Annotated in this window: 27 protein-coding genes; 7 read left to right on the top strand and 20 right to left on the bottom strand. The window is 55.1% G+C overall.

Going from position 1 to position 26,615, the window contains the following annotated elements; translation table 11 throughout:
- From JO226_RS03450 to dsbG, 4 genes are all read right to left on the bottom strand, one after another.
- On the bottom strand, positions 1-430 hold a 430-nt coding region (locus tag JO226_RS03450), incomplete at its 3' end, for a ParB/RepB/Spo0J family partition protein (RefSeq protein WP_293493310.1).
- Positions 415-1,638 carry a DUF3440 domain-containing protein gene (locus tag JO226_RS03445; RefSeq protein ID WP_293493307.1) on the bottom strand — a complete coding sequence of 408 codons (1,224 nt, stop codon included), beginning with the start codon at positions 1,636-1,638 and terminating at the stop codon, positions 415-417. The genes JO226_RS03450 and JO226_RS03445, both read right to left, overlap by 16 nt.
- Before the next feature lie 170 nt (positions 1,639-1,808).
- Positions 1,809-2,705 carry a LysR substrate-binding domain-containing protein gene (locus JO226_RS03440; protein WP_293493304.1) on the bottom strand — a complete coding sequence of 299 codons (897 nt, stop codon included), beginning with the start codon at positions 2,703-2,705 and terminating at the stop codon, positions 1,809-1,811.
- Between the two features lie 196 nt (positions 2,706-2,901).
- Positions 2,902-3,486 carry a thiol:disulfide interchange protein DsbG gene (gene dsbG / locus JO226_RS03435; RefSeq protein WP_293493301.1) on the bottom strand — a complete coding sequence of 195 codons (585 nt, stop codon included), beginning with the start codon at positions 3,484-3,486 and terminating at the stop codon, positions 2,902-2,904.
- Between the two features lie 414 nt (positions 3,487-3,900).
- Here dsbG and ahpC point away from each other — a divergent pair, with 414 nt between their 5' ends.
- Positions 3,901-4,464, top strand: coding sequence for an alkyl hydroperoxide reductase subunit C (gene ahpC, locus JO226_RS03430; RefSeq protein WP_293493298.1), 564 nt, complete (start codon positions 3,901-3,903; stop codon positions 4,462-4,464).
- A 127-nt stretch (positions 4,465-4,591) separates the two neighbouring features.
- Complete coding sequence (ahpF, locus tag JO226_RS03425; protein WP_293493295.1) at positions 4,592-6,157, top strand: alkyl hydroperoxide reductase subunit F; 1,566 nt, start codon at positions 4,592-4,594, stop codon at positions 6,155-6,157.
- Positions 6,158-6,229: 72 nt separating this feature from the next.
- On the opposite strand, the gene uspG is transcribed toward ahpF, so the two are convergent.
- Together uspG and rnk are read right to left on the bottom strand one after the other, a co-directional pair.
- Positions 6,230-6,658: a universal stress protein UspG gene (gene uspG / locus JO226_RS03420; protein ID WP_293493292.1), complete on the bottom strand. Its 429-nt coding sequence runs from the start codon at positions 6,656-6,658 to the stop codon at positions 6,230-6,232.
- A gap of 166 nt (positions 6,659-6,824) precedes the next feature.
- Entirely contained in the window at positions 6,825-7,235 is a 411-nt protein-coding gene (gene rnk, locus JO226_RS03415; RefSeq protein ID WP_293493289.1) for a nucleoside diphosphate kinase regulator, read from the bottom strand.
- A gap of 202 nt (positions 7,236-7,437) precedes the next feature.
- On the opposite strand from rnk, the gene JO226_RS03410 reads away from it, so the two are divergent.
- Positions 7,438-8,292 (top strand): AraC family transcriptional regulator, encoded by an 855-nt coding sequence (locus tag JO226_RS03410; protein ID WP_293493286.1) that lies wholly within the window; start codon positions 7,438-7,440, stop codon positions 8,290-8,292.
- A gap of 3 nt (positions 8,293-8,295) precedes the next feature.
- On the opposite strand, the gene ptsP is transcribed toward JO226_RS03410, so the two are convergent.
- From ptsP to dcuC, 9 genes are all read right to left on the bottom strand, one after another.
- Positions 8,296-10,788 carry a phosphoenolpyruvate--protein phosphotransferase gene (gene ptsP, locus JO226_RS03405; RefSeq protein WP_293493282.1) on the bottom strand — a complete coding sequence of 831 codons (2,493 nt, stop codon included), beginning with the start codon at positions 10,786-10,788 and terminating at the stop codon, positions 8,296-8,298.
- A gap of 22 nt (positions 10,789-10,810) precedes the next feature.
- Entirely contained in the window at positions 10,811-11,851 is a 1,041-nt protein-coding gene (gene ypdE, locus JO226_RS03400; protein WP_293493280.1) for an aminopeptidase, read from the bottom strand.
- Complete coding sequence (gene ypdF / locus JO226_RS03395) at positions 11,851-12,936, bottom strand: aminopeptidase (RefSeq protein WP_293493277.1); 1,086 nt, start codon at positions 12,934-12,936, stop codon at positions 11,851-11,853. The genes ypdE and ypdF overlap by 1 nt, the downstream gene beginning before the upstream one ends.
- 13 nt (positions 12,937-12,949) lie before the next feature.
- Positions 12,950-14,200 carry a PTS fructose transporter subunit IIC gene (locus tag JO226_RS03390; RefSeq protein WP_293493274.1) on the bottom strand — a complete coding sequence of 417 codons (1,251 nt, stop codon included), beginning with the start codon at positions 14,198-14,200 and terminating at the stop codon, positions 12,950-12,952.
- A gap of 24 nt (positions 14,201-14,224) precedes the next feature.
- Complete coding sequence (locus JO226_RS03385) at positions 14,225-14,551, bottom strand: PTS fructose transporter subunit IIB (protein WP_293493271.1); 327 nt, start codon at positions 14,549-14,551, stop codon at positions 14,225-14,227.
- 198 nt (positions 14,552-14,749) lie between these two features.
- Positions 14,750-15,559: a ribonuclease I gene (gene rna, locus JO226_RS03380; protein WP_293493269.1), complete on the bottom strand. Its 810-nt coding sequence runs from the start codon at positions 15,557-15,559 to the stop codon at positions 14,750-14,752.
- 98 nt (positions 15,560-15,657) lie between these two features.
- Positions 15,658-17,121: an anion permease gene (locus JO226_RS03375; protein ID WP_293493267.1), complete on the bottom strand. Its 1,464-nt coding sequence runs from the start codon at positions 17,119-17,121 to the stop codon at positions 15,658-15,660.
- A gap of 56 nt (positions 17,122-17,177) precedes the next feature.
- Complete coding sequence (citC, locus tag JO226_RS03370) at positions 17,178-18,233, bottom strand: [citrate (pro-3S)-lyase] ligase (protein ID WP_293493265.1); 1,056 nt, start codon at positions 18,231-18,233, stop codon at positions 17,178-17,180.
- Positions 18,234-18,537: 304 nt separating this feature from the next.
- Positions 18,538-19,917, bottom strand: a complete 1,380-nt coding sequence (gene dcuC, locus JO226_RS03365) for an anaerobic C4-dicarboxylate transporter DcuC (protein WP_293493262.1) — start codon at positions 19,915-19,917, stop codon at positions 18,538-18,540.
- A gap of 431 nt (positions 19,918-20,348) precedes the next feature.
- Between dcuC and pagP the strand changes: the two genes are divergently transcribed.
- Both pagP and cspE read left to right on the top strand, forming a co-directional pair.
- Entirely contained in the window at positions 20,349-20,969 is a 621-nt protein-coding gene (pagP, locus tag JO226_RS03360; RefSeq protein WP_293493259.1) for a lipid IV(A) palmitoyltransferase PagP, read from the top strand.
- A gap of 195 nt (positions 20,970-21,164) precedes the next feature.
- On the top strand, positions 21,165-21,374 hold the full coding sequence (gene cspE / locus JO226_RS03355; protein ID WP_000034826.1) for a transcription antiterminator/RNA stability regulator CspE: 210 nt from the start codon (positions 21,165-21,167) through the stop codon (positions 21,372-21,374).
- 54 nt (positions 21,375-21,428) lie between these two features.
- On the opposite strand, the gene crcB is transcribed toward cspE, so the two are convergent.
- Entirely contained in the window at positions 21,429-21,806 is a 378-nt protein-coding gene (gene crcB / locus JO226_RS03350) for a fluoride efflux transporter CrcB (protein ID WP_293489990.1), read from the bottom strand.
- An 86-nt stretch (positions 21,807-21,892) separates the two neighbouring features.
- On the opposite strand from crcB, the gene JO226_RS03345 reads away from it, so the two are divergent.
- Positions 21,893-22,681 (top strand): deaminated glutathione amidase, encoded by a 789-nt coding sequence (locus tag JO226_RS03345; RefSeq protein ID WP_293489989.1) that lies wholly within the window; start codon positions 21,893-21,895, stop codon positions 22,679-22,681.
- Positions 22,682-22,808: 127 nt separating this feature from the next.
- Positions 22,809-23,012: a twin-arginine translocase subunit TatE gene (gene tatE, locus JO226_RS03340; protein ID WP_293489988.1), complete on the top strand. Its 204-nt coding sequence runs from the start codon at positions 22,809-22,811 to the stop codon at positions 23,010-23,012.
- Positions 23,013-23,100: 88 nt separating this feature from the next.
- Here the strand turns inward: tatE and lipA are convergent, their stop codons facing one another.
- The 4 genes from lipA to ybeD form a co-directional block, all read right to left on the bottom strand.
- Positions 23,101-24,066: a lipoyl synthase gene (gene lipA, locus JO226_RS03335; RefSeq protein WP_293489987.1), complete on the bottom strand. Its 966-nt coding sequence runs from the start codon at positions 24,064-24,066 to the stop codon at positions 23,101-23,103.
- Positions 24,067-24,272: 206 nt separating this feature from the next.
- Positions 24,273-25,226 carry a YbeF family transcriptional regulator gene (locus tag JO226_RS03330; protein WP_293489986.1) on the bottom strand — a complete coding sequence of 318 codons (954 nt, stop codon included), beginning with the start codon at positions 25,224-25,226 and terminating at the stop codon, positions 24,273-24,275.
- A gap of 296 nt (positions 25,227-25,522) precedes the next feature.
- Positions 25,523-26,164 carry a lipoyl(octanoyl) transferase LipB gene (gene lipB, locus JO226_RS03325; protein WP_293489985.1) on the bottom strand — a complete coding sequence of 214 codons (642 nt, stop codon included), beginning with the start codon at positions 26,162-26,164 and terminating at the stop codon, positions 25,523-25,525.
- A gap of 90 nt (positions 26,165-26,254) precedes the next feature.
- Complete coding sequence (ybeD, locus tag JO226_RS03320; protein WP_293489984.1) at positions 26,255-26,518, bottom strand: DUF493 family protein YbeD; 264 nt, start codon at positions 26,516-26,518, stop codon at positions 26,255-26,257.
- Positions 26,519-26,615 lie beyond the last annotated feature (97 nt).

Below are 26,615 nucleotides of genomic sequence, written 5' to 3'. Positions count from 1 at the left end.
GGTTATGGCGGATGGTTGAGGCCATACGTCCGCTGGTTTCTGAGGATTGTGCTGACAGGCAGCTTACCGGAACATAGCCTTTAAGCTGGCGCTTAAGCGTCGCTTTGGATTTCGCCAGCGCGTGGCGATGAAAACCGTCGACGATTTCGTAATGATCTTTTTGCCGGAAGACCACCACCGGCTGGGTGAAACCGTCGGCCTCCAGCGACTTTTGCAGCAGCCTTTTCTCCGGCGGCGCCACGTTGTTTGGGTTATAACGGTTCGGGATGACCTCTTCGTGTCTGACCCACAACACGCAATCGACCGGGTTCTCTTTGAACGGGCTGTGCGCATGAACGGCCTGGCGAATTTGATTAATCGCCTCAATACGCTCGTCTTCGGGAAGCGACGCCAGAAGCTGGCCAATCTGTTCAATTATTGCGTGTTGCATAAGATTCCCCACTGTTGGCGCTTTTGATTCATACGTTCGCGGTAGCGCTGATAATTACCGGTCTTGGTCGGGCTGAAAGAGAGCATTCGACACCAGTAATCGTTATTTAATAAGACTTTGCAGACCCTGCGCCAGGAGGGAATATCCTTCGACCCTGTGTCGCCGTGCTGGCTGTCCGGAATATCATCCATGCCCTTTTTCTGGTACCAGTGCAGATAGACGGCAATTTTGTTGCGGTAATGCTCTGCGGTGGAGGGCGGCATGGTATCGAGCAGGAACATGGCATAGCTTTTCCAGCTGTGCTGTTCCGGTTTTTCAAGCTTTCGATGGCCGTAAAACTGATTGTCATGCCCGGCGTAAACGCCGCCGCAGTGCACGCCGCTGACCCTCTCGCACATCGCCGCCCAGCGTTCCGGCTCCAGCACATGGTAAAGCCACAGTCCCTGACGCTGTTCCGGGCCAAACGGTTCGCAGATGCGCATATAGCGCAGCGGTACGCCCGCCTGGTACATCAGATTGTAAAGCGGGTTGTAGCAGTGCTGCGTGCGGGCGAACCACGTCCAGATATCGGCTGTTTTCCAGTCATAAATGGGGTAAACGTACCAGGCATGGCCGCCGGGGGACATGCTGGTCCACGGTTTGTCGTCGGCAAAGCGCTGCTTGCGTTGTGAAGCCACAGCCAGAAAGCGGGTATAGGATTCATCGGCGCGAATACCCACCAGCACAACCGCCGGTCGTTTTTGCGAAAACCACTCGGCAAAGTCGCGCACGAAGGTTTCGAACGTCATGCCCGGGCGATAAAATGAGAAAAACGCCGGGTCGGTGATGGCGTCATCGGGCGGCTGGCGCACCCACTGTACGCCCGGCGCCCAGCACTGCCATTCCGGCGTAAATTGGGTCAGCGCATTGGGTGTGGTGAGCGGCAGGGCCACCCAGTAAAAAGTCTCGATAACATCCTGATACTGTTCGCGCATTCTCTGGCAATGCTGAATGGTGCTGCTGAATTGCGCTTCCCAGTCGATGAATAAAACGCTGAAGGTTTTACCAAGTTTTCTGGCGAGCTGTCCGGTTAAATGCAGCATTACGGTGGAGTCTTTTCCACCGGAAAAGGAGACACAGACGTTATCGAAATTGCTAAGCGCCCACGTAATACGCTCCTCGCCCGCGTCCTTTACGGAAACGTCGAGTGGGTATTTGAACACTGACATGGCAACAATCCCTGGTTGGCTAACATAATATATACGTTAAAAAAATATATAAAAAACATCAGCGAGTAAATGAATTTATTTATTCATCAACCATGCTAATGTTTCAGTGTAAAATCATGTAAAAAATGAATGTTCTTGTGAATAATCTTAGTTTTGTATATCAATAAAACTTATGCAGATATTCGTGAAATAAAATCCATAAAGCTAGAGTTATTGAGGGATGAACGGTTATAAATCATATATAAGGTCATTTCAGGAAGTTCCACCGGAGATGTCACGGACTTAAGTTGCAGGAAATCTTTGAAATAGTTATAAATCAGGTCGGGAACAAAACCAACTAGCTCACTACTGCTAACCATATTCATCAGTGCATAAACTGAATTGCTGCAAAAAGAGATTTTCCGCTCATGGAAGAGGCGCTGACTGTCCTGCTGTATTGATTTAATCATCGGATCTTCAGCAATATAAGACACCATGTTTTCTTGCAATAAGCTTTCAAGCGTTATTTCATCATGTAGCCGTGGATGGTGACGACTGCAGACCATCACAATTTTGAAGGATTGTAACGGCTGGCAAATGACCGAGCGGCTTGTTGCGGGAGCGGTGGTAATAACCAGATCGGCCTTGCGATAACTCAGCAATTCCTCAGCGCCCTGTTCGGACATGATCATGTCATAGTGTTCGATAATTAAATTCCGGTCCTGTTCCAGAGACAGGAAAAGTTGTTTTACTTGTTCAATGATAAGCAGCTGCGGCGCATAGACGATAAATTTCTTGGTCATATCGGTGCGGCTCATCATGTACAGGGTCTGTTCAATCTGGTTGAGATTGTTATCCAGATGATGATGAAGGTTGACCGCCACGGTGGTGGGGGTAATCCCTTTCCCGGCACGAATAAACAGCGGATCGTTAAGCTGCGTGCGCAGGCGTTGCAGCGACTGGCTGACGGCGGAGGGGGTGATAAACAGCGTTTCGGCGGCCTTGCTGATGCTCAGATGCTGATAAATGCATTCGAAGATGACCAGCAGATTGAGGTCGAACTTTTTAAGATCGTAGAGGTTTGCCATAGCATGTCCTTGTTAAATCGAACTATTGAATCTAAATATAGTTCATGTGTGAATCATTCACATCCGTGTTTCGCTGCTTAACTTAATAGACAATGAAACTAATCTAAATATATAGGTATAGAAATGTTTTATCCAGTAAATTTAAAACTCGGGCGAACCATTTTCTAGAGTAATTTTATCACCCGAGTTTATTGATTTATTTCTTGTTCATCATCGCTTGCAGGTCCCCGCTGTTTGGCAGGCCGACCACCTGCTGTAATTGTTTATTATCATTCATATAATAAATCGCTGGCGTTGCGCTCGCGCCCAAATCAATAAGAATTTTTTTATTGTCACTCAGGATTTTCTGCTTATCGGGCGCGATGGCGCTAAACACTTCCGGCGCGACTTTCCCTCCGGACTGTTCATAGTCCCGCCAGGTTTTGGCCGGATCAAGGGCTGAGAGGATGGCCGCTGCCATTGCCTGACTATCCGGCTTAATCACGCCGACCAACAGCGTTCTGATTTGCACTTTCCCGGCGTCCACCGCGGGGCGTGCTTCTTGCCAGAACTGTCGACAGTAGGGACAAAATGGATCGGTAAATAAATAGATAATCCTCGGGGCGTCTTTTTTGCCATCAAGCAACCAGTGCGCCTGCCCCAGTCGCTGCCACATCGCTTGTTCTGCAGGGCTGTAGTCTGCTTTCTGCACAACGGGTTGGTGAGACGTGATGTCCGTAGACGGTGTTTGCGCACCGGCCAGTAGGGGAAGTAGGGTGAGAAAAAGTGCGAGATTACGCATGGGAACACCTTGTGAACCAGGTAAATAACAGTGTGAATGGCAAAACCTATCACAACCATAGATAAGACCCAGGGGTGCTGCAATTGCGCTTCGCAAGGGGGGATGTTGTAATCCCCCATGCTGTGACAGCCTTACCCGTAAGGTCATGCAGAGCGCAACACATCGCCAGCTCACGCTGGCACTGAAAGCCCTTAGGGCTTCAGGTAACAGGGCCATCTGCAAAGATGGCCTTTTTACTTTAGCTGACATTACGCGCGCGCGTCGGGTTTGTGGGGTAAGCGCATATAAAGCTTCACAAAGTAATTTTGCGCGTGTTGTTAGCTAACGCTTATTGATTTGATAACGCAAACGTATTAGCCGAATGGGGGGAAGTTGTTTACCTTAGCCCCCAACGAAAACATGGAGACAGTACAGATGTCCTTAATTAATACCAAAATCAAACCTTTCAAAAACCAGGCGTTCAAAAACGGTGAATTCATCGAGGTTACCGAGAAAGATACCGAAGGTCGCTGGAGCGTCTTCTTCTTCTACCCGGCTGACTTCACTTTCGTTTGCCCGACCGAACTGGGTGACGTCGCGGACCACTACGACGAACTGCAGAAACTGGGCGTAGACGTGTACTCCGTCTCAACCGACACCCACTTTACGCACAAAGCCTGGCACAGCAGCTCTGACACCATCGCCAAAATCAAATACGCGATGATCGGCGACCCGACCGGCGCGCTGACGCGTAACTTCGAAAACATGCGCGAAGACGAAGGTCTGGCTGACCGCGGCACCTTCATCGTTGACCCGCAGGGCATCATCCAGGCTATCGAAGTGACTGCTGAAGGTATCGGCCGCGATGCGTCTGACCTGCTGCGTAAAATCAAAGCAGCGCAGTATGTTGCTTCCCACCCAGGCGAAGTGTGCCCGGCGAAATGGAAAGAAGGCGAAGCGACCCTGGCGCCGTCTTTAGACCTGGTGGGTAAAATCTAAGTTTTGCCCACCCGGCAATCAATGGGCGCGTCCGCGCCCATTTCATTCCAACACCATGATGCAAGTTGCATTCAGGCTGCCCCCATAAGGCCGCTTGCATGATGATGTTTTTAGAGAGGGAAGAATAATGCTCGACACGAATATGAAAACCCAGCTCAAGGCCTACCTTGAGAAACTGACGAAACCTGTTGAGTTGATTGCCACGCTGGACGACAGCGCTAAATCGGCGGAAATCAAGGAACTGCTGACTGAAATTGCTGAACTGTCAGCGAAAGTCACCTTTAAAGAAGATAACAGTCTGGCGGCGCGTAAACCGTCTTTCCTGATCACCAACCCGGGGTCTGACCAGGGACCGCGTTTTGCCGGTTCTCCGCTGGGGCACGAATTTACTTCTCTGGTGCTGGCGCTGCTGTGGACCGGCGGTCATCCGTCAAAAGAAGCGCAGGCGCTGCTGGAGCAGATCCGCGATATCGACGGCGATTTCGAGTTTGAAACTTACTACTCGCTCTCTTGCCACAACTGCCCGGATGTGGTGCAGGCGTTGAACCTGATGTCGGTGCTGAACCCACGCATCAAACACACGGCAATTGATGGTGGCACCTTCCAGAACGAAATCACCGATCGCAACGTGATGGGCGTTCCGGCGGTCTTTATGAACGGTAACGCGTTCGGTCAGGGCCGTATGACGCTGGCGGAAATTGTCGCCAAAGTGGATACCGGCGCAGAAAAACGCGCGGCGGAGGCGCTGAATAAGCGCGAGGCCTACGACGTGCTGATCGTTGGCTCTGGCCCGGCGGGTGCGGCGGCGGCGGTGTACTCCGCACGTAAAGGCATTCGTACCGGACTGATGGGCGAACGCTTTGGCGGCCAGGTGCTGGATACCGTGGATATCGAGAACTATATCTCCGTACCGAAAACCGAAGGCCAGAAGCTGGCAGGCGCGCTCAAACAGCACGTGTCCGATTATGATGTCGACGTCATTGACGCCCAGAGCGCGAGCAAGCTGACGCCAGCCGCCGTCGAAGGCGGTTTGCACCAGCTCGAGACCGCGTCCGGCGCGGTGCTTAAGGCGCGCAGCATCATCATTGCCACCGGGGCGAAATGGCGCAACATGAACGTGCCGGGCGAAGATCAGTACCGTACGAAGGGCGTCACCTATTGCCCGCACTGCGACGGCCCATTGTTCAAAGGCAAGCGCGTGGCGGTCATCGGCGGCGGTAACTCCGGCGTTGAAGCGGCGATCGACCTGGCCGGTATCGTCGAACACGTGACCCTGCTGGAGTTTGCGCCAGAAATGAAGGCTGACCAGGTTCTGCAAAATAAAGTCCGCAGCCTGAAAAACGTCGATATCATCCTCAATGCGCAGACGACCGAGGTAAAGGGCGACGGCAGCAAAGTGACCGGTCTGGATTACCGTGACCGCGTCAGCGGCGACGCGCATCACGTCGCGCTGTCAGGCATTTTTGTTCAGATTGGCCTGTTGCCGAACACGACCTGGCTGGAAGGCGCCATTGAGCGCAACCGCATGGGCGAAATCATCGTGGATGCCAAATGCGAAACCAGCGTGAAGGGCGTGTTCGCGGCGGGCGACTGCACCACCGTTCCGTACAAGCAGATAATCATCGCCACCGGCGAAGGCGCTAAGGCATCTCTCAGCGCGTTTGATTACCTGATTCGTACTAAAACGGCATAAAAAAAGAAAGTAAGACGACACCTGCAATGCAAAGAGGCGACCAGAAGGTCGCCTCTTTTTTTATCCTGACTGTCAGCGTACGACCAGTACCGGGATATGTGCGTGGCGGATGACGTTCGAGGCGTTAGAACCCAGCAGATGCGTAGTGATAGTCGGGTTGCGGGAACCGATAACCACGACGTCCGCATTAAGTTCTTCGGCGAGGTCGTTGACCGCATCGCGTATGTTGCCGAAGCTGACATGCAGTTTGATTCGGGAAGGGTCAATACTAAAGTGGGTGACCATCGTCTTCAGGCGTGTTTCAGCTTCCTGCTGTAAATGTTCTTCAAAACGACGCAGATCGGCCGTAAAACGGCTTATGGTCATGCTGGCGGAGCCGGGTAATACATGCAGAAGATGAATAATACCGTCCTTCTGCGCCATAAACTCCGCGTGGCGAACCGCCTTATCGCTCAGCTCCATTTCAAAGACATCAACCGGCATAATGATCGTGTGGTACATATGCATTCCTCCTTGCGATTGTCGTTACCTTTATACAAACACATTATGCGTATTTATTGTGTCATTCAGGTCGCAAATTTGTGATCTGGCGCATGAGGGGAGTGCAAAATAGCGTTCAGCCGGGATACGGAAAGAGGATGTGTATACATCCTCTAAAACGACGGGATTAACGGTGGAATTCGCCAGCGGCTTCCGGCTGATAGAGTAATTCCAGCACTTCCAGGTGGGTGGCGGTGCCGTTGGGCAACTCCCAGTGAATGGTGCTGCCCACGCGCAGGCCCAGCAGCGCCGCGCCGACGGGCGCCAGAACGGAAAGCTGCGTGCTGCTGTCGGTCATCTGTGCCGGGAAGACCAGCGTGCGCACGCGCTCTTCGCCAGTCGAGAGATCGCGGAATCTGACCTGACTGTTCATGCTGACGACGTCGTGCGGCATAGACTCAGGCGCACACATCTGGGCACGGTCTAATTCGTCATTCAGGGCGTCGGCAACCGGTGAACTGGCCCATGCAGGTTGTTCCAGCAGGCGATCGATACGTTCCGCATCAAATTCGTTAATGATAATTGCGGGTCTGGTCATTGTTTACTCCATGTTATTCCAGGTACCAGTGTCCAAAAGAAAACCCTCGCCGGGGGAAGGCGAGGGTTTAATCATCTGATCATCATACTGGCTGTGGCCGAAAGTTTGAAGTGATTTAGCTCACACAAGAAGAGCATCCCATTGATATCCGCGCTGGCAAAGGCGTTAAACTGGTGGTTTGTTTTAGGATGTGGAAGCCGCTATGCCTGCCGTTCATCTTCCTGCTGACCAACAGTTTTTCGCCGACCTGTTAAGCGGCCTTGTGCTCAATCCCCAGCGCCTGGGGCGGGTGTGGTTTGCCGGTACGCCGAAAGCCTTGCCGACGGGCAGCCTGTCCCTGGATTTTCCGCGTCTGGAGGTGGTGCTGCGCGGGGTGTACGGTAACTCACTTGAGACAGAACAGTCGGCTATCGGTCAGGGCGAGATGCTGTTTATTCCGCCGAGGGCGGCTAATGCGCCGTTGTTTACCCGGCCGACGATGGTATTAAGCCTGGTGTTTGCGCCCGCGTGGCTGGGGCTGGCGTTTTATGACAGCCGCAAAGGGGAAATTCCCGCCCCGGGCAGGAAAATTGAGCTGCCTCACCAGCAGCGCGGCGAAGGGGAGGCGATGCTGACGGCGCTCGGCATTCTGAGTCGCTCGCCGCAGGATCAGGCGATTATTCAGCCGCTGGTGCTAAGCCTGTTGCACCTGTGTCGCAAGGTGCTGAACACTACGCCGGGGCAAGTGCCGTCTCGCCCGGCGTTTCTCTATCACAGTATCTGCAACTGGTTGCAGGATAACTATGCGCAGCCGCTGACCCGCGAGAGCGTGGCGGGATTTTTTAATATCAGCGCCAACCACCTGTCACGGCTCTTCAGCCAGCAGGGAAGTATGAGTTTTGTCGACTACCTGCGCTGGGTTCGAATGGCGAAAGCGCGGATGATTTTGCAGAAGTATCAGCTGCCGATTGGCGATGTCGCGCTGCGCTGCGGGTATCCGGACAGCGACTATTTCTCCCGGGTTTTCCGGCGCCAGTTTGGGCTGACGCCGGGAGAGTACCGTGCGCGCTTTCAGTGAGCGTCAGAGGATTATCTCGGCCTGCAGCAGGTCAAGGATGGCCTGCGGCGTTACGGCGGCCAGCAGCGACTGACGAAATGCTTTATTGACCAGTTTGCGCGCCAGCTGGGAGAACACCTTCACGTGGTTGATGCTTTCGCCTTCGCCAAGGGTCAGCATAATCACCAGCTCGACGTCGCCCATCTCTGACTGCCAGTCGATAGCCTGCGGCAGGCGGGCGATGCTGATGCTTGAATGGCGTATCCAGGCTGATTTGGTGTGCGGAATCGCGACCCCGAAACCGACGCCGGTGGTGACTATCTCTTCGCGCTGCCAGATATCCTCCTCCAGCGCCTGCGGGTGCTCGGTCCGCCCGTTGACCGCCAGGTTGCCGCACAGTAGTTGAATAACCTGCTCTTTGCGGCACGCCTTCCCGACAAACAGAATATTCTCCAGCGCCAGCAGCGGTCGGCTCTCTTCCTGGGGCGCAAAGTCATTCAGCCGCGTTTCGATCTCGCTGGCGCTGCGGCACTCGCAGGCCTGCAGCGCCAACTGCTGGCAGCGTCGGCTGTCGAGCTGGCGCAACAGACTTTTAATCGCCGGGATGCGCGGGCCGCTCATGCTGAGCTCGTCGAGGTTCAGGCCGAGCATCAGCGGCAGATAGCGGCTTTCGCCCCCCAGCTCGCCGCAGATCCCCACCCATTTGCCGTGCCGGTGCGCGACGTCGATAATTTGCCGCAGCATGCGCAGGAAAGAGGGCGTTATCGGGTTATACAGCGGCGATACGCGGGGATTATTGCGATCGACGGCGTACAGATACTGGGTCATGTCGTTGGAGCCGATGCTGAAGAAATCCACCTCGTCGCAGAAGTGATCGATGATGTAACAGACCGACGGCACCTCGACCATGATCCCCAGTGGCAGCGACGGGGCGAAGCGCAGACCTTCCTGCGAAAGCGCTTCACAGACCTGGCGCAGTTCGTTTTTTACCCACAGGATCTGATCGAGGCTGTGTACCATGGGGATCATCAGCCGGGCGTTGCCAAAGGCGCCAGCGCGCAGAATGGCACGCAGCTGGGCGCGAAACAGGCTGGCGAACTCCGGGTAGATACGTACCGCACGGTAGCCGAGAAACGGGTTTTCTTCCTGGGGGATATTCAGATAGCGAATCTGCTTATCGCCGCCGATATCCATGGTGCGGAAAATCACCGGCTTATCGCCTGCCGCCAGCAGCACCTGTTGATAGGCTTCAAACTGCTCCTGCTCGTCCGGCGCGCTGTCGCGATCCAGATAGAGCATTTCGGTGCGAAACAGGCCGATACCCTGCGCGCCGTTGGCGAAGGCGCCAGGGGCCTCCAGCGCGCTGCCGATGTTGGCGCCGACGTCGAGGCTTTTACCGTCGCGGGATCTCGCCGGAAGCGCTGCCGCTCGCGCCTGCTGCGCCTGTTGTTTGTCGGCAAGCTGCCGGGCGATATCGTAGTAGCCCAGAACGGCGTCGTCCGGCGTCACGACCAGCACGCCGCACTGGCCGTCGAGTACCGCGGGCTGGTGCAGCCACGGCGTTAGCTGTGCCATGCTCAGACCGCTCAGCACCGGTATGGAGGCGGCTCGAGCGAGGATCAGCGTATGGGATGTCCGCCCGGTTTTCTCCAGCACCATACCTTTGAGCAGGCTGCGGTCGAGACCTAAAAACTGGCTGGGCGTCAGGTCTTCGGCGACAAGCAGCGTAGGCTGCGTCAGGCGCAGGGCGTCCTGCTGGCGGTGTCGGGGCCAGGTTATCTGCAACAACTGCTCGCTGATATCGCGAATATCGCTGACCCGTTCGCGCAGATAGTCGCTGCTGGAGGCGGCAAGTTTCTCGCAGATGCTCTCCATGTTCTGGATAATCGCCCCGGCAAGACCCTGTTTTTGCTCGCGAATCAGGCGGCGGATGTTACCGGCGAATTCGTCATCCTGAATCAACGACAGGTGCGCGCTGAGAATTGTTTTACTCTCACCGCCAAGGGCGTTAAGCCGCTGGTTGAGGCTGTCGGCAAGTTCGGCAAGGCTGTGCTCAAGGCGAGGAATATCTTCCGGGCTCGCCGGGATAGCGCGGTAGCTTTCCAGATTATCGCTGCGCCAGAGAGTCAGCACGCCGTGTCCGATACCGCCAGCCAGCACAGTGCCGGTTTGCAGACAGGGGGTAAGCCGTGACAGCGAGCGGGGCAGGGGCTGCGCGATGAGCGCGGCGGCGGGCGGTACGTTGTCGCTGTCGATAAAGCGATGTTCAAGATAGTTTTCCAGCGTGCGGCGGGCCTGCTCTTCATCCGCACCGCTGATTTCCAGACTACAACTGTCGTTAAACAGCGTACCGGTGCTGACCAGCGCCAGAGAGCTTTTGGCATCCGCGTGGGTGTTCAGCCGATGGTTGATAAAACGAATGTCGCTGCGCCACAGGCTGCACTGCTCTTTTAACGCCCAGGCCGGGCGGGCGTGCAGCCCGTTAGGCAGCGGGCAGAGAAAGGTTATCGTCAACATAGCATGTCCTTTATGCGCCAACTCAGCATCTGAAATCCGTCAGATGAGCGACGGTGTTGGCATGGGTGTTTTTCAGCAGCGCCACCAGCAACTGGTGGGTTTGCGCAATATCCTGGGTATCCGCAATGGAGGCCGCGCAGTGACCGTAACGGGTCGGCGGGCCGAGCACTACGGTGGGGATGCCCGTGCCGCTGAGGTGTATCGCGCCGCCGTCGGTACCGCCATTGCTGAACATATCCCGCTGCAGGGGAATGGCGTTCGCGGCGGCGGTTTCCTCGACCCAGCTTGTCAGCCGGGGAGGCGCTACCAGCGTTTTGTCATACATCACCAGCATCGGACCGCAGCCAATCTGGCGGTGGTTATCGTGGCCGTAATCAAAGTTTTTCGCCCAGCAGGCGGTATCCAGCACGATGGAGAGATCGGGCTGCACCGCGCGGGCGGCGGTTTGCCCGCCGCGCAGGCCGACCTCTTCACTGGAGGTCGCCACGAGCCAGATTTCGGCGTCCAGCGGTGTGTGCGCCAGCGACCGCAGCAGGCTGACCAGCAGGTAGCAGCCCAACCGGTCGTCAAAGGCCTTTCCCATCACCCGGCGGTGCGGCAGGGAGGTAAAAGGGGTATCGAAGGTGACGCGATCGCCAGGCGCAATACCGGCCAGGGCGACCTCCCCGTCGCTGCGGGCGCCAATGTCGACACGCAGTTTGCCGACCTCGCCGCCCTGACGTTCGCCGTCAAGCAGGCCACGAATCTTATTGCCTGCCCGGGTGGTGACGCGTACCGGCTGAAGCTCCCGCGCCGCCATCCGCACGTTGCCTATCGGCAGGACGTCAATGGCGCCTTCACGGCTGATGCTGCGCACCACGAAACCCACCTCGTCCATATGGGCGCACACCATCACTTTCGGGCCCGTGCTTTCATTCAGGCGGATGAGCACGGAGCCCAGCCCGTCGAACTGCACGGTTTTTTGCAGCGCGTCGGCCTCCTGCAGCAAAATAGCGCGCACCTCCTGTTCGGCGGCGGCAATCGCGTCGGCTTCGCTCAGCGCTTTCAGTAGCGCAATATCCATCACTCTTCTCCCGTCATCAGCAGCGTTTTCGGCATCTGGTACAGCACCTCGGCGCCGGTGTTGGTGACCAGCACCACGTCTTCAATTCTCACGCCGCCTTCCCCGTCGAGGTAAATGCCCGGCTCGACGGTGAGCAGCATGCCGGGCTGAAGCCGGGTGCTGTCCGAGGGGGAGAAACGCGGGTTTTCATGAACGTCGATACCGATCGCGTGGCCGGTGTTGTGTCCGAAGCGGGGGTCATATCCGGCGCGGCTAATGACGCTGCGCGCGGCGGCATCGACCGTCATGCAGACAGCGCCGGGGCGAATGGCGGCGATGGCCGCCAGCTGCGCGTTCAGTACGGTCTGGTAAACGTCATACAACGGTGATTCCTCTGGCGCGGCATAGCGGCCCGCCACCAGAAAGGTACGGGTTATGTCGGAACAATATCCCTGGTATTGAGCGCCAAAATCGAGGGTGACCAGTTCACCCGCCACGATGACTTTGTCGGAGGCTTTTCCGTGGGGAAGCGCGCCGCGCGGACCGCTGGCGACAATGGTGTCGAACGAGGGTTTTTCCGCCCCCTGTTGTTTCATAAACCACTCCAGCTCGGCGGCGACTTCGCGCTCGCGCATGCCCGGCTGGATAAAACGGCGGATAGCGTCGGCGCTGATGTCGGCAATCCGGCATGCTTTGCGGATAAGCGCTATCTCCTGCGCCGTTTTCACCTGGCGCAGCGGTTCAAGCTCAATGCTCACCAGTTCCGAGCGCAGGGCGGCGCCCCAAAGGTTGCCGGTTTGCCAGCTCACCTGCGCGCCCTCGAAACCGATGCACGCCAGCCCCTCTTCAGCGGCTATCTGATTAACGATAGCCTCCATCGGACGTTGGTTTTCCAGCCGGTGCAACTGATACCCGTGGGTACGGGCGGCCACCTCGGCGTAGTAGCGAAAATCCATCAGGATATGCGCGCTCTGTCGGGTCACCAGCACATAGCCTGAGCTGGTGGCGAAGCCGAGGTGCGGCTGCTTGTTTTGCCGGGAGGATATCAGCACGGCATCCAGTCGCTCTGCCACGAGCCAGCGACGCAGCGTTGTCAGTAAGGCCATCTCCGCGCTCCGCTTAGAGTGTGTCGAGAGTCAGCTTGCCGCGTTTGTGCATGCTGTTGCGAAGAAGCACCACCAGCAGCGCCGTCACCACCGCGCCGACCAGAATACCGAGCATGTAGCCGCCAAGGTGGGTCACCAGCGGCCAGGCCCAGATGGCCGACTCCGGAAACCACTGCACTGCGCCGAAGGCAGTCGCCGTCATGGCGCCGACGATAGCGCCCGCCATATAGGCTGGTAGCGTCGCGAGCGGGTTTTCCAGCAGGAACGGGATCGCCCCTTCGCTAATGCCCATAAAGGCGAGGAACATGGCGGTTTTCCCCTGTGGATAAAGCTGCGCGCTGAACAGGCGTTTTCCGGTGAGGCGACTGTCGATAAGCGTAGCCAGACCCAGTCCGATAGGCGGAATGACGATGGCTACAGCGCGGGAGGTGATAGGCAGAACATGGTCGGTGGTAAAGCCCAGCGCGACGAAGCCCGCCGCTTTGTTAATCGGCCCGCCGAGGTCGATGGCGGTCGCGGCCGCCATACCGATGGCGTACATCATCGACCCGGCCTGTCCTGCCGCCAGCAGGACGGTGCGCATCCCGGCATTGAGCCAGCCGCCAATCGGCGTAATGATATAGTACATCGCCAGCATGACGAACAGCGCGGACAAAATAGGGATCAGGAAGGTGCTTTTGAATGCCAGCAGGTACTGCGGTACGGAAATCCGGCTGTTGAGCCATTTCACCAGATAGCCTGCCGCGATGGCGATAATCAGCGCGCCGATAAACGTCGACGGTACCGGTTTGCTGGCGACCCAGTTCAGCTTTTGTGGGTCAAAATTGAGCACCAGCGTTGGCTGCGTCGCGATAAGACCGCCGATAAACCCGGCCGGAAAGGCCAGCTTTCCACCAATTGAGTTAGCGACGAAGGCGGCGAACATCGGGATGGCGAAGCTGAACAGCAGGCCGCCGAACGATTCGGTCAGGTAGCCGAATTTTAGCAGCGACAGGTCAAAGCCGCTGAACTTGCCGGAGTTAAGGGCGTCGAAGATGCCGGTATCTGGTGGAATATCGAGCCAGACGTAGGCGATAAGCTGTGAAATTGCGAGGATAACCCCGCCCATGATGAGTGTCGGCACCATGCGGGAGATTCCCGACATGATGTGCTGCGGGAGTTCTTTCCAGAAGGTATTGCCTGCTGCAGCCGGTGCGGGCTTGAATGCCAACGTATCGCCGCCAGGCGATGCGGGGCGAACGGCGCTGCGTTTTTTAATTGCCATGTCACTGACCCCTGTCATGAAGGATTATTGTTGTTCTGCCGCGACCATTGCTTCGATCTCTTTCAGCGTGCCTGCCGCATTTTTAATGGCATCCTGAAGGGTGATTTCATACACATCGCGGGATTCAAAACGCTCGGTATCTTCCGGGGTGATGGCGATAGCATGAATAATAATGTCGGCGCTGGCGATATCCTGCGCGGTTAAGCGATTCTGAATACCGTCTGCCCCCTGGGTTTCAATCTTCACCTCATAACCCGCTTCCACGGCGGCCTCTTCCAGCGCCTGTGCGGCCATAAAAGTGTGCGCCAGCCCCATCGGACATGCGCACAGCGCAATCAGTTTCTTAGCCATGATGAACTCCTTGTGAGAAAAACTGCTGCGATTATGGACGGTGGATCCGGGTGTTCGTTACCGGATAAATGATGCAATGGCTGGGCTATTAATGCATTGGATGAAAAATGTGACGACAATCCGTTTATTGATTAACGGACGAAAAGGGGGAGGGGCAAGCGACCTCCGGCAGCACTGGCGCCGGAGGAAAAGAGGGAATTAATAACCGACCTGATCGATAACGAACTGCTGGCCGCAGTTGCCGGGGTGCGGTTGCGGCAACAGGGAACCCGCCGCCAGCGGCGCGTTGATGGCGCTGGCCTTAATGGCAATCTGCATTTCGGTGAGGTAGGCCGGATTACCGTTGCAGGTCAGTTTGACAGCCTTGACGCCCTCCGGACCGTAGCTTTTGGCGACGGCGTCATCAAAGTCGCTACGGCTGACGGTTTTGCCGTAGTTGCTGGCGAGAAAAGCGCCCAGCGCGCTCTGGCGAACTTCGCCGTTCAGGCGCACCATCGTACCGAAATAGACATCCGGGTCGAAGCCGAAGCAGATGCCATGCTTGGCGTATTCATAGCGCTCAAGGCAGGATTTTCCGCCGCTGCCCGGCATGACGTTGTTGAGCTTGTTCGCCATCTCCAGCGATAAACCGGTTTCCGCCGCCGCGCATTTACGGTTGGCGCGCACCTCCGGCATGTTTGGCACCGGGCGCGTGGCGCAACCGTAGCGCATCCAGCGACGGTCGTCGACGCCGCGTGCGGCGATGGATGTCGGCAGCCCAGGCCACAGGCCATGCACCGTCAGAAAGCGGGTCTTGTCGGCCGTGTCTTTCTGTAAACGGCATTCGGGAGGGGCATCGCGATTACGGTCATACTGGCTCTGGCAAAAGCCGGTTTGCCAGGAGAGCGCCAGTACGTAACGATCAAAATCGCCGTACTGCGTCGCCTGAAGCGGATCGGCTGAGGCAGCCATCGCGGGCAATAGCGCGAGAGCCGGTAGCAGCGTGAATGTCTTCCATCCGGGAGTCATGGGATATTCCTGTAAACCTGAATTGTTTTTATTAAATCACAAAAAAAGCCAGTGAGGAGGACTCACTGGCCAGGTCTGACAGATTTATTACCGTGCGATCAGTTCCATAGCGCCAGGAGAGGCCAGCCGACCAGTAGCAGTAAGGCGATGTATATGACGCCGAAGATCGCGCCCAGCCGCCAGTAGTCGCGTGATTTGACGTAGCCGCAGCCGTAGATGATGACGCCAGGACCGGTTGCATACGGCGTCAGGCAACCCATGATCCCGATAGACAGCACCAGCAGCAGGCAAAGTTGCTCCATAGGCACGCCGGGAATCCCTTTGCCGACCGCGAGGATCACCGGCAGCATGGTGGCGGTGTGGGCCGACAGGCTGGCAAACAGGTAGTGGGCAAAATAGAACACCAGCACCAGAACGATAACTGTCGCCGTGGGCGAAAAGCCTTCCAGGTGCGTGCTCATGGTGTCGGCGAACCATTTGATAAACCCTGAGCGCGTCAGGCCGTTTGCCATTACCACCAGCGTGGCGAGGTTAACCAGCGTGTTCCAGGCACCGTTGTACTTGGTTATCTCTTTCCATGGCACGACGTGCAGCGCCAGCATCAGGGACACCGCGAGCATCCCCACCGCCGTGGCGTCAATGAAATCACCGCCGAAGACCCAGAGCGCAAGGCTTAACAGCACCAGGCAGATAAGCGTTATCTCTTTTTTGCTCAGCGCACCCATCTCCTTGAGCGCATCGCGGGCCCAGCCGGAGACTTCGGCGCTGTGGGTGATTTCCGGCTTATACAGGATGTAGGAGAGCCAGGGCGCAATCACCAGCAGAATCAGACCCACGGGCAGGAAACCGAGAAACCACTGCAGCCAGCTTATCTGGATACCGGCGATTTTACTGACAAACTCGAGGCCGAGCACGTTGGGCGCAGCACCGGTGACGAACATGGACGAGCTGAGGCTGGTACTGATCACCATCATCCACATCAGGTAGCCGCCGATGCGGCGAGACGACGGGTCGTTCGGGAACGAGTTAAACAACGGCGGCAGGTTTTTGATAACCGGGAACACGGTGCCGCCGGTGCGGGCGGTGTTCGAGGGGGTAAACGGCGCCAGCAGGATATCGATAATCACGATAGCATAACCCAGCGTCAGCGTACGCTTGCCCATAAACTTCACCATAAACAGGGCGATACGGCGCCCAAGCCCGGTGACCTCATAGCCCAGCGCGAAGATAAAGGCGCCGAACACCAGCCAGACCGTCGTACTGGAAAAACCGGCCAGCCCCCACTTCAACGCCTGCGCGCTGGCGTTGAAATCGGGTTTCGCCAGTTCTTTCGCGTCAAACAGCAGATACTGGCTGCCGATAACGCACAGCGTCACGGCGATAAAGCTGATGGCGGTGGCCGGAATGGGCTCGAGGATCATGCCCACAATCATGGCGACAAATACAGCGAAATAGTGCCACGCCTGCGGAGGCATGCCGTCGGGTACGGGGATTAAAAACAAGATAAGCATCACGATCAGGGGAGCCAGCAACTTCCATGCCTGGCCTTTTGTTAGGGACATAACCGATTCTCCATAAAGTTTTTTTATCATTCATTGCGCTTGCGCTATGGCGCGGGTTAACCCGACGTCTGAGCCAGGGCGGGGCTGGCCGGACGTGCCGAAAGAAGGTGCTGCAAATAGGTCAAGGTGCCGGGAGGGACCATCCGGGCGATAGTCTCCAGATCTTTTTTGGCCAGCAATTTCCGCACGCGGGAGGCGGACACCGGAATGTCGCGGTAGCACAAACGCGGAATCTCTACTAACTCAACGGGGGGAAATTCCAGTGATGGCGTCTGCAGCCAGAACTGCATGTCGTGGTTGTACTGAGAGGTAACCTGGCAAAACGGCTCGGTACCGACAAAGCGGTGCGTGATGCCAAGCGCAGGGGCAATGTACTGGCGGAAAATTTTGAGATCGATTTCGGTGTAGCAGTGGTTGATGACGTTCTGCTCTTTAATGAAATAGCAGGGGAAGGTCGCCCGGGAGATAATATATTCCGAGCCCGGATGCACCGTTAGCCTGCTGATGCCGCGTGTGCCTTCCAGCACCAGCGCCAGCCTGTCCTTGTACGGGAATCGCGACGTATCCTCTTTCACCAGAAACAGGTGCAGCCAGTCGCACTGCGCCGCAGCTTGTTCCACCAGGTAGCGATGCCCGTTGGTAAACGGGTTGGCGTTCATCACGATGCTGCCAATTTTCGCGCCCTTTTGCCGTTGTAATGAGAGCTGTTTGATATAGCGTCCAATGTTCGACGGGTTGTTTTCCATCAGCACCATGATGCCCGGCACGCGCACCAGGGTATAAAAACCGCATTTGGCGAATAACGCTTCGTTTTCCGTTTTGGTGTAAATAAACAGATGTGTGCGCTGCCATTCATACGCCAGATTAATTAATTCGGTGGCTAAGGTTAACGCCAACCCTTCACCGCGCGCGCTGTCGCTGATGGCGACGCATTTAATAATATTTCCGGCGAGTCCGCCGCAGGCGATCAGCGTGCCCTCGCGACTCAGGGTAATAAACTCTTCTATGGTGGTATCGATACGCAGATCATTCTCATTAAGGAATTGCGTAATGGCGGCGATTTTGCTGTTTTCTGCACGCCTGATGCGAGAAATCAGTAGGTTATCGAACATGTCAGATCCTGTATACGCACGGCGGGCGCGGTGCCTTTTTCATTCTCAGGATCATAAAGAGGAATATGGCGAGGGTATTTGACGTTATCCACAAACAAACGTGTGGTTTATATGGTTTTTATTCCCGTCTTATTGTGGTGTGGCTATTTGGTGGCGGTGATTAATTTAAATGGATGATGAAAGATGGGTGATTTGAAAATAAAACAAACAAATTTATTACAATTTAAAAACGAATTTTTAAATAAACTGAGAAGGAAAAGGCCGGAGCGCGGAAATACGCCCCGGCGATAATGACCGCGATATATTAGCCGCCGATAGCAGCGACGGACGGCACCAGGACTTCGGTGGCGATGATAACCACAATCAGACCGACGATAACTGGCACAGAGGTGCGTTTCACCACCTCGAAGGGCGATATTTTCGCCATCCCTGCGACAGCAACCACGACGCCCGAGACCGGGGAGATCGTGCGGCCAAGGTTGGACGCTTGCAGCATCGGGATCGATAAGTATGCCGGGTTGATGCCAGAGGAGTGCGCCAGTTTCGGGATCAGTTCGACGAACGCGTAAAACGGCGCGTTACCGGAGCCGGTGGTCATTGCCGCCAGCATGGTCAGCACCACCAGTACCAGCATCAGAATAATGCTGGCGGAACCGAACGATGTCGCGATGGAAATAAGGCTGTCGATGAAACCGATGGTGCTTAACCCCTGGGCAAAGACGCCAGCGGCCACCAGCAGCATCACAACGCTGGCAAAGGCGTCCGCCATGCCGCGATAAGCGACTTCCAGACCGGAGAACACCTTTTTAGTATCAAAACCGCGAATAAATTCCAGGATAGCGGCGAACAACATACAGAGCACAAGGATGGTAATAATGTGCAGTTCCGGGCCCCATTTGCCATCAAACACCAGTACGCCGAGAATAGGTGTAAACGGCAGGATGGCGTAAAACGCCGGCGCGGTAGTGGTCATTTCGCTGACGTCCAGCATTTCGTGGCTGATATTTTCTTTTTTATCCAGATAACGCTGCCAGAAGAAATGCGCCACAGCCATGCAGATGATTGCCGCAATTGAAATAGGCAGTGTGGTTTTAAAGGCAAAATCAATTAACGGCATTTCCGCCGCTTTTGCCGCCAGTACGACGTCGCCGGAGGTCGGAGAAAGAATTAACGCCGCCGGAGAGGCGCAAATTGCCGCCGCTGCGCCGCGGCTGATGCCGACGTTCACCATGACCGGGAACAACGTCGCCATCAGCAGTACGCCAAGACCCGTGGCGGATGAAACGGCAAGCGACATCAGGCAGGCCAGGAAATAGGCTGCCACCATCAACACATAGGGCGAATTAATATAACGCAGCGGTTTGGAGGCCAGTTTAACCACCATATCGTTCGCGCCAATGTGCGTCATATAGGCGGCGAAACCACACAGCATCATGATCATCATGCCGAGATCGCCACCGCGGCTCATCAGCAGAATTTTAATATATTCAACGATATCGGTTGCAGAATAGCCGGTACTGGTGGCGCTGCCAGGTAAAACTTTGTGGCCCATCACTGCGCTGGCGATGAGCAACAACAGACCGCCGACAAATAATACGCCGGTTGCGGAGTACCCTTTTATGATGTAGCGGGCGACGCCCACTATGATGACAACCCCAATAAGGAGTTCAAATACTGTTAGCATGATGGATTCCTGGTGTTCCTGTTGCCCAAAAGATATTCAGTTCAAAAGCAATTTCGAAAAAAGAAGTTATGGAATGTGCCGAATAAACGATCAGAAATTGCTGACGAAAATCAATAAACCGGCGACCTGGTTCATTCTTAACAGTGAAACACGCTGTGTAATCACATTATATCTTTTTCCCTGCGCGTTATTTTTTGAGCACAAGATGCAAAAATGAAAAAAATTTGTTAAATTATGCAACATCCGCAGGCGAGGGAAGAGGAGTGCAGGCTTTTCGTCCAGGATAACGGCGCTTTCCTGAGGAATAATTCAGCGCCGCGGGAATATATAATATCCATTTTCTGCGCGCGGGTTTGAATAATCCTGGTGTCAGGTTTTTGTCTTACAATAAAACAGGAGAAATCCTGGTTTGTTTGGGCTTTATTAACTTTATGCTTGCTACAATTTTCATATATCGACACCTCGGTCATAATAATGTGTTAAAAGTGAATAAATACGTATTTTTAATTATCGCCTTAGCCAGCCAGATGATGTTTTCAACGACGGCACAGGCCTCGTTTAGCGCGACCGTCAGTGACGCCTGGTCTACGCTGAGCAATAACGTCACGCAGACCTGGCAGAAACCGGAACATTACGATCTCTATGTTCCAGTGATTACCTGGCATGCGCGCTTTGCCTACGATCAGGAGAAGCTCGATAACTACAACGAGCGTCCTTGGGGGGCTGGGTTCGGGATGTCGCGCTGGGATGAGAACGGCAACTGGAATGGTCTGTATCTGATGGCGTTTAAGGACTCGTTCAATAAATGGGAACCGATTGCCGGTTACGGCTGGGAAAAAACCTGGCGCCCGCTGGCAGACGACAATTTTCATCTGGGGCTTGGGTATACGCTGGGGGTGACTGCGCGTGATAACTGGAACTACATCCCGCTGCCGGTTATTCTGCCGATGGCGTCGGTGGGTTACGGTCCGGCGACGTTCCAGATGACCTATATCCCAGGTACCTATAACAACGGTAACGTTTACTTTGCCTGGTTACGGTTTCAATTCTAACGATTTGACCGGTTTGTGACAAAACGTGCTCTCGGCAGCGTTATGAGTAAAAACAATGACTAACCTCTGTTGAAGTAAAAAATTAGCGACTTTTATCACTTTTTAGTTAACTTACGCTGGACAAAAGCCACCACAATTGCTGTACTGTTACTCGACACAGCATTTGTGTCGTTTTTTCATGTAAAGGTAATTTTGATGTCTAAGATTAAAGGTAACGTTAAGTGGTTTAATGAGTCCAAAGGCTTTGGTTTCATTACTCCGGAAGATGGCAGCAAAGACGTGTTCGTACACTTCTCCGCTATCCAGACCAATGGCTTCAAAACTCTGGCTGAAGGTCAGCGTGTAGAGTTTGAAATCACTAACGGTGCCAAAGGCCCTTCTGCTGCAAACGTAACCGCTCTGTAAGCATAACGTCAGTAGAATTCAAAACCCGCCATTGGCGGGTTTTTTTTCGCCATTTCACCGTGCGGCTGAGAACAGCCAGAACGCCAGCGCCGTCATGGCGAAGGAGCCGAACAGGTTAACGGCCACATTCATCAGCGCCCATCCCAGGCGTCCTTCTTGCAGCAGAAAGACCACTTCCGCAGAAAAGGTGGAGAACGTCGTCAGACCGCCGCAGAACCCCGTGGTAATCAGCAGCTTCCAGAGTGGGTCGATATGCGTCATACGGTTAAACCAGGCAAGCCCGGCGCCGATGACAAATGCGCCGAGCAGGTTGGCCGTCAGCGTACCAACAGGAATTGCGTGGTGCAGCGGGTTAAACCGCATCCCTAGTATCCAACGCAGCACGCTGCCCGTCCCTCCGCCAATAAATACAGCCAAAAGAAGTTGTAACACTACAATTTCCTGCTATCAGAATAATGAGAGAATTATCTTAGCGCTGAAGCCGCCTTCTGGCTACGGCGGGACGACAGGAGCCGATTATGCGTGTTGCAGCAGGACAATTTGTAGTGACGCCACAGTGGCGCAGGAATGCGCAGGAATGCGTTGAGCTGATGCGACGGTCGGCAGAGCAGGGCGCGTCCTTGCTGGTGCTCCCGGAAGCGTTGCTGGCGCGGGACGATAATGACCCGGATATGTCGGTCAACGCGGCACAACCGCTGACAGGCGGCTTCCTGAGCGTGCTGAGCGAGGAGAGTCGGCGTAATCGGCTTACCACGGTGTTGACCCTCCATGTGCCGACGACGGAGGGGCGTGCCGCGAATACGCTGGTGGCCCTGCGCGGCGGCGAGATTATCGCACAGTACCGGAAGCTGCACCTGTATGATGCTTTTTCCGTGCAGGAGTCCCGGCGGGTGGATGCTGGCGACCGCTTACCGCCCCTGATTGAGGTTGATGGGATGCAGGTCGGTTTGATGACCTGTTATGATTTGCGCTTCCCGGAGATGGCGCTGGCGCTGGCGTTGCAGGGGGCGGAGGTGCTGGTGCTGCCCACCGCCTGGGTGCGCGGGCCGCTTAAGGAGCATCACTGGGCGTCGCTTCTGGCGGCGCGGGCGCTGGACACCACCTGCTACATTGTCGCGGCCGGTGAATGCGGGAATAAGAATATCGGCCAGAGCCGGATAATCGATCCGCTTGGGGTCACGCTTGCGGGAGCCGGGAGTTTACCGCAGCTGATTTTTTCTGATATTAGTAAAACCTGTCTACAAGAGGTGCGCAAGCAACTGCCCGTCCTGCGTAACCGGCGTTTTGCGCCACCGCAAATGACGTGATGTATTTTTAAACAACGCTTGATTCACCTTGTTACAGATTGTTATTGTGTGCTCGCGCCAAATGTCCGTTAATTAGTTACGGTTTTAGTGGCGCATTTTGCAGCCTGTTTTCATGAAGAAGGTATCTATGGGTGAGATTAGTATTACCAAACTGCTGGTGGTTGCCGCACTGATTGTCCTGGTGTTCGGTACCAAGAAGCTGCGCACGCTGGGCGGCGACCTGGGAACCGCGATCAAGGGCTTCAAAAAAGCCATCAATGACGATGATACCAGCGCGAAGAAGAGCGCTGAAGAAGACGTCCCGGCAGAAAAGCTCTCTCATAAAGAGTAAGAGCACAGCCGGATGCGGCGTGCGGAACAATAAAAAAACCGGCCAGTTGCCGGTTTTTTTGTCGAAGTTGTAAATCAATATTTCAGACTTACTTCACTTCCATTCCTTTTGCCTGCAGATCCGCATGGTAAGAGGAGCGAACAAACGGGCCGCATGCCGCGTGGGTAAAGCCCATCGCCATCGCTTCCTCTTTCATCTCTTCAAACTCGTCAGGGCTGACGTAGCGCTGTACCGGCAGGTGGTGACGGCTCGGCTGCAGATACTGGCCGAGGGTCAGCATGGTCACGCCGTGGCGACGCAGGTCGCGCATCACCTCGATGATTTCGGCGTTGGTTTCACCTAAACCGACCATCAGACCAGACTTGGTCGGGATTTCCGGGTGCGCTTCTTTAAAACGCTCCAGCAGCTTCAGAGACCAGTTGTAGTCCGCTCCCGGGCGTACCTGGCGGTACAGACGCGGTACGTTCTCAAGGTTATGGTTAAACACGTCCGGCGGCGTGGCGGTGAGGATCTCCAGCGCACGGTCCATACGGCCGCGGAAGTCCGGCACCAGCGTTTCAATCTTAATGCTTGGACTCTTCTCGCGAATGGCGCTGATGCACTCAGCAAAGTGCTGGGCGCCGCCGTCGCGTAGATCATCACGGTCTACGGAGGTGATAACCACATAGCGCAGCGCCATGTCGGCGATAGTCTGCGCCAGCTTCTGGGGTTCGTTGGCGTCAGGCGCAACCGGACGACCGTGGGCCACATCGCAAAACGGGCAGCGACGGGTGCAGATAGCCCCGAGGATCATAAAGGTGGCTGTACCGTGGTTAAAACATTCCGCGAGGTTCGGGCAGGAGGCCTCTTCGCAAACGGAGTGTAAACCGTTTTTGCGCATCGCCGCTTTGATTCCCTGGATACGGGTTGAGTCAGCCGGAAGTTTGATTTTCATCCATTCCGGTTTTCTCAGCAGAGCTTCTCGCTCGGTAGCCACGTTTTTAACCGGGATAAGGGCCATTTTATCGGCGTCGCGGTATTTAACACCGCGTTCCATCACAATGGGTTTACTCATAGCGTGCGTGTTCCAGTTGCGAGTAACGAAGGAAAGCTTTCAAATTCAAGTAAATGTTGTATTTATCAACTATTTTTGAATTTTATGCAGGCAGTATACCATTAATCAGAGTGATAAGCAGCCTGGCCGCCCGCGAATTTGTAAACCAGTTGTTGCTTTATGTGCGCACAAGCGTTTACAGCGGGGCAAGGCCAGGCAATAGCGCGTCAAAATACCTGACGAATCGCGGCGATCACGTTTTGCAGCATCGCATCCCGCAGGCTCAGCTTGTTGTAATGCAGCGCAACGTCGACGGACTCATCGGCAATCACCGGGAAGTCGATAACCTGCAGCGGCCAGCAGCGTGAGAACAGCGAGAAGCAGCGTAAGGGCATCAGACCCAGCAGGTCGCTGTTGCCGATCAGGGCGGCGATGGTCACGAGGTTGTAGCTGCTAAAGCTAATCTGTCGCTCCGGGAAAATCTCATAGATCCGCTTACGCAGATTCGCGTGCGCGGCGCCTTCCATCATCAACAGGGTGTATTCATACTGAGCAATCGCCTCGTGCGGGGCAAAGGCCGAGAGCACCGGGTGATCCTGTCGCCCAACCAGCACCAGGCTGTCGCTGTACAGCAGATGATGTCCCAGGGTACGGGCACTGGCGATGTGGGTGTCAATGACCAGGTCGGCCTGGAACTGGCTTAGCTGGACGCTGGCGTCGGTGACGGCGATATTGCGCAGCAGGATCTGCGGAAACTGGGATCTGACGCTCTGATAGATAGCAGGCATCACTATGGCGCCAACCGTTGGCGAGGTGCCAATGGTGATCGTTCGCTGCTTATCGTAACCACCGCTCAGGTCCAGCGCGGCGAGAATGGAATCCAGACCCTGGCTGATGTACTCATGCAGATGGGTGGCATACGCCGTTGGCGTTACACCCTGGCCTTTACGAATAAACAGCGGGTCGGGGAAAATAGTGCGTAATTTTTGAATGGACTGGCTAATTGCCGACGGGGTTAAATTAAGAATTTTCGCCGCATTCACGATGCCTTTGTGAACATATACCGCCTCAAAAATTGTCAATAAATTAAGGTCGATATTGCGTAACATTCTGAAAATTTGCGGGGTATCGCTCTCCCAGCGCGAGTTTATTCTGTTTTCCGGGGGCTCTTTATATTCCACACTTACACTCCGCATTTATTCATCATATGAATAATAATTGAAAATACATTTGTTATTATTATTAATTCGAGTGTTCACCTACGGAGACTGGCATTCATATAAATATATATCAATGGGTTACGTCGTTACTTTCGACTGATCTCATGTTCCTGGGGGGTAAACGGGACGTCCTGTATAAATCGCCTGATGTTGTACACAGGCGGTGAAAAAGTATAGAAAGTCAGGATTAATGTAAAGGGGGAGGCGATGAAAGGGCGGGCGACCCGACAAAATATCAGGTCGATCCATTCTGTTTTTTAAGCGTCAATATATTGATGAGGCGGATTGTTTAGTAATGTTAAAAAATGTTCGACCAGCACGGGGGAGATATTCGCGGGTGTCGCGTCGGCATACCACTGCCGCATCTGAGCCATTTCCATTCCCGCATAGCCGCAGGGGTTGATGCGTAAAAACGGCGATAAATCCATGGCGATATTGAGCGCCAGACCGTGAAAAGAGCAGCCTTTTCGAATGCGTAAACCCAGTGAGCAAATCTTTTTATCGCCGACATACACCCCGGGCGCATCTGCCCGCGCGCGCGCATCAATGTCGTACGCCGCCAGCGTGTTGACCACGGTTTGCTCAAGCAGCGTGACCAGTTCACGCACGCCGAGTTTGCGACGTTTCAGGTTGAGCAGCACGTACATGACCTGCTGGCCTGGCCCGTGATAGGTCACCTGACCTCCGCGATCGCTCTGGATGACGGGTATATCGCCGGGTACCAGCACATGCTCGGCTTTACCGGCCTGGCCCTGGGTAAACACCGGCTGATGTTCAACCAACCAGATTTCATCTGGCGTCGACTCATCGCGGTTATCGGTGAAGTCATGCATGGCCTGGGAAACCGGCTCGTAGGGTTGCAAACCGAGCTGGCGGATAAGAATGGTGTTCAGATCCAAAACGGCATCTCCGGGGAGAAGGGGAACAATGGCTGAGGATTATATCACAGACGGGAAGCGGGTTGCCCGGCATGTGCCGGGCAACGGGGGTTACAGCACCATACGAACGATGTCGATATTGCCCAGTTCTTCGTACAGTGTTTCCACCTGTTCGATATGCGTTGCGGTAATGGTGATGGATACCGAGTGGTAATTGCCTTTGCTGCTCGGTTTTACCTGCGGGGAGTAATCACCAGGCGCATGGCGCTGTACCACTTCAACCACCTGGTCAACCAGCTCAGGCAACGCCTGCCCCATCACCTTGTAGGTGAATGGCGTAGGGAATTCAAGCAGTTCGTTAAGTTTGGTTTTCATGTCAGCTCCAGTGGATTAAAAAAACGACTCCCGCGATAAACGCGGGAGACGTGTTCAACATTGTAAGTATATTGGGATAAAGTGAGCACTTTCAAGT

The organism is Pluralibacter sp. (genome assembly GCF_019237635.1).
Taxonomy (GTDB): domain Bacteria; phylum Pseudomonadota; class Gammaproteobacteria; order Enterobacterales; family Enterobacteriaceae; genus Enterobacter_B.
This window is presented reverse-complemented; position numbering and strand designations above follow the sequence as displayed.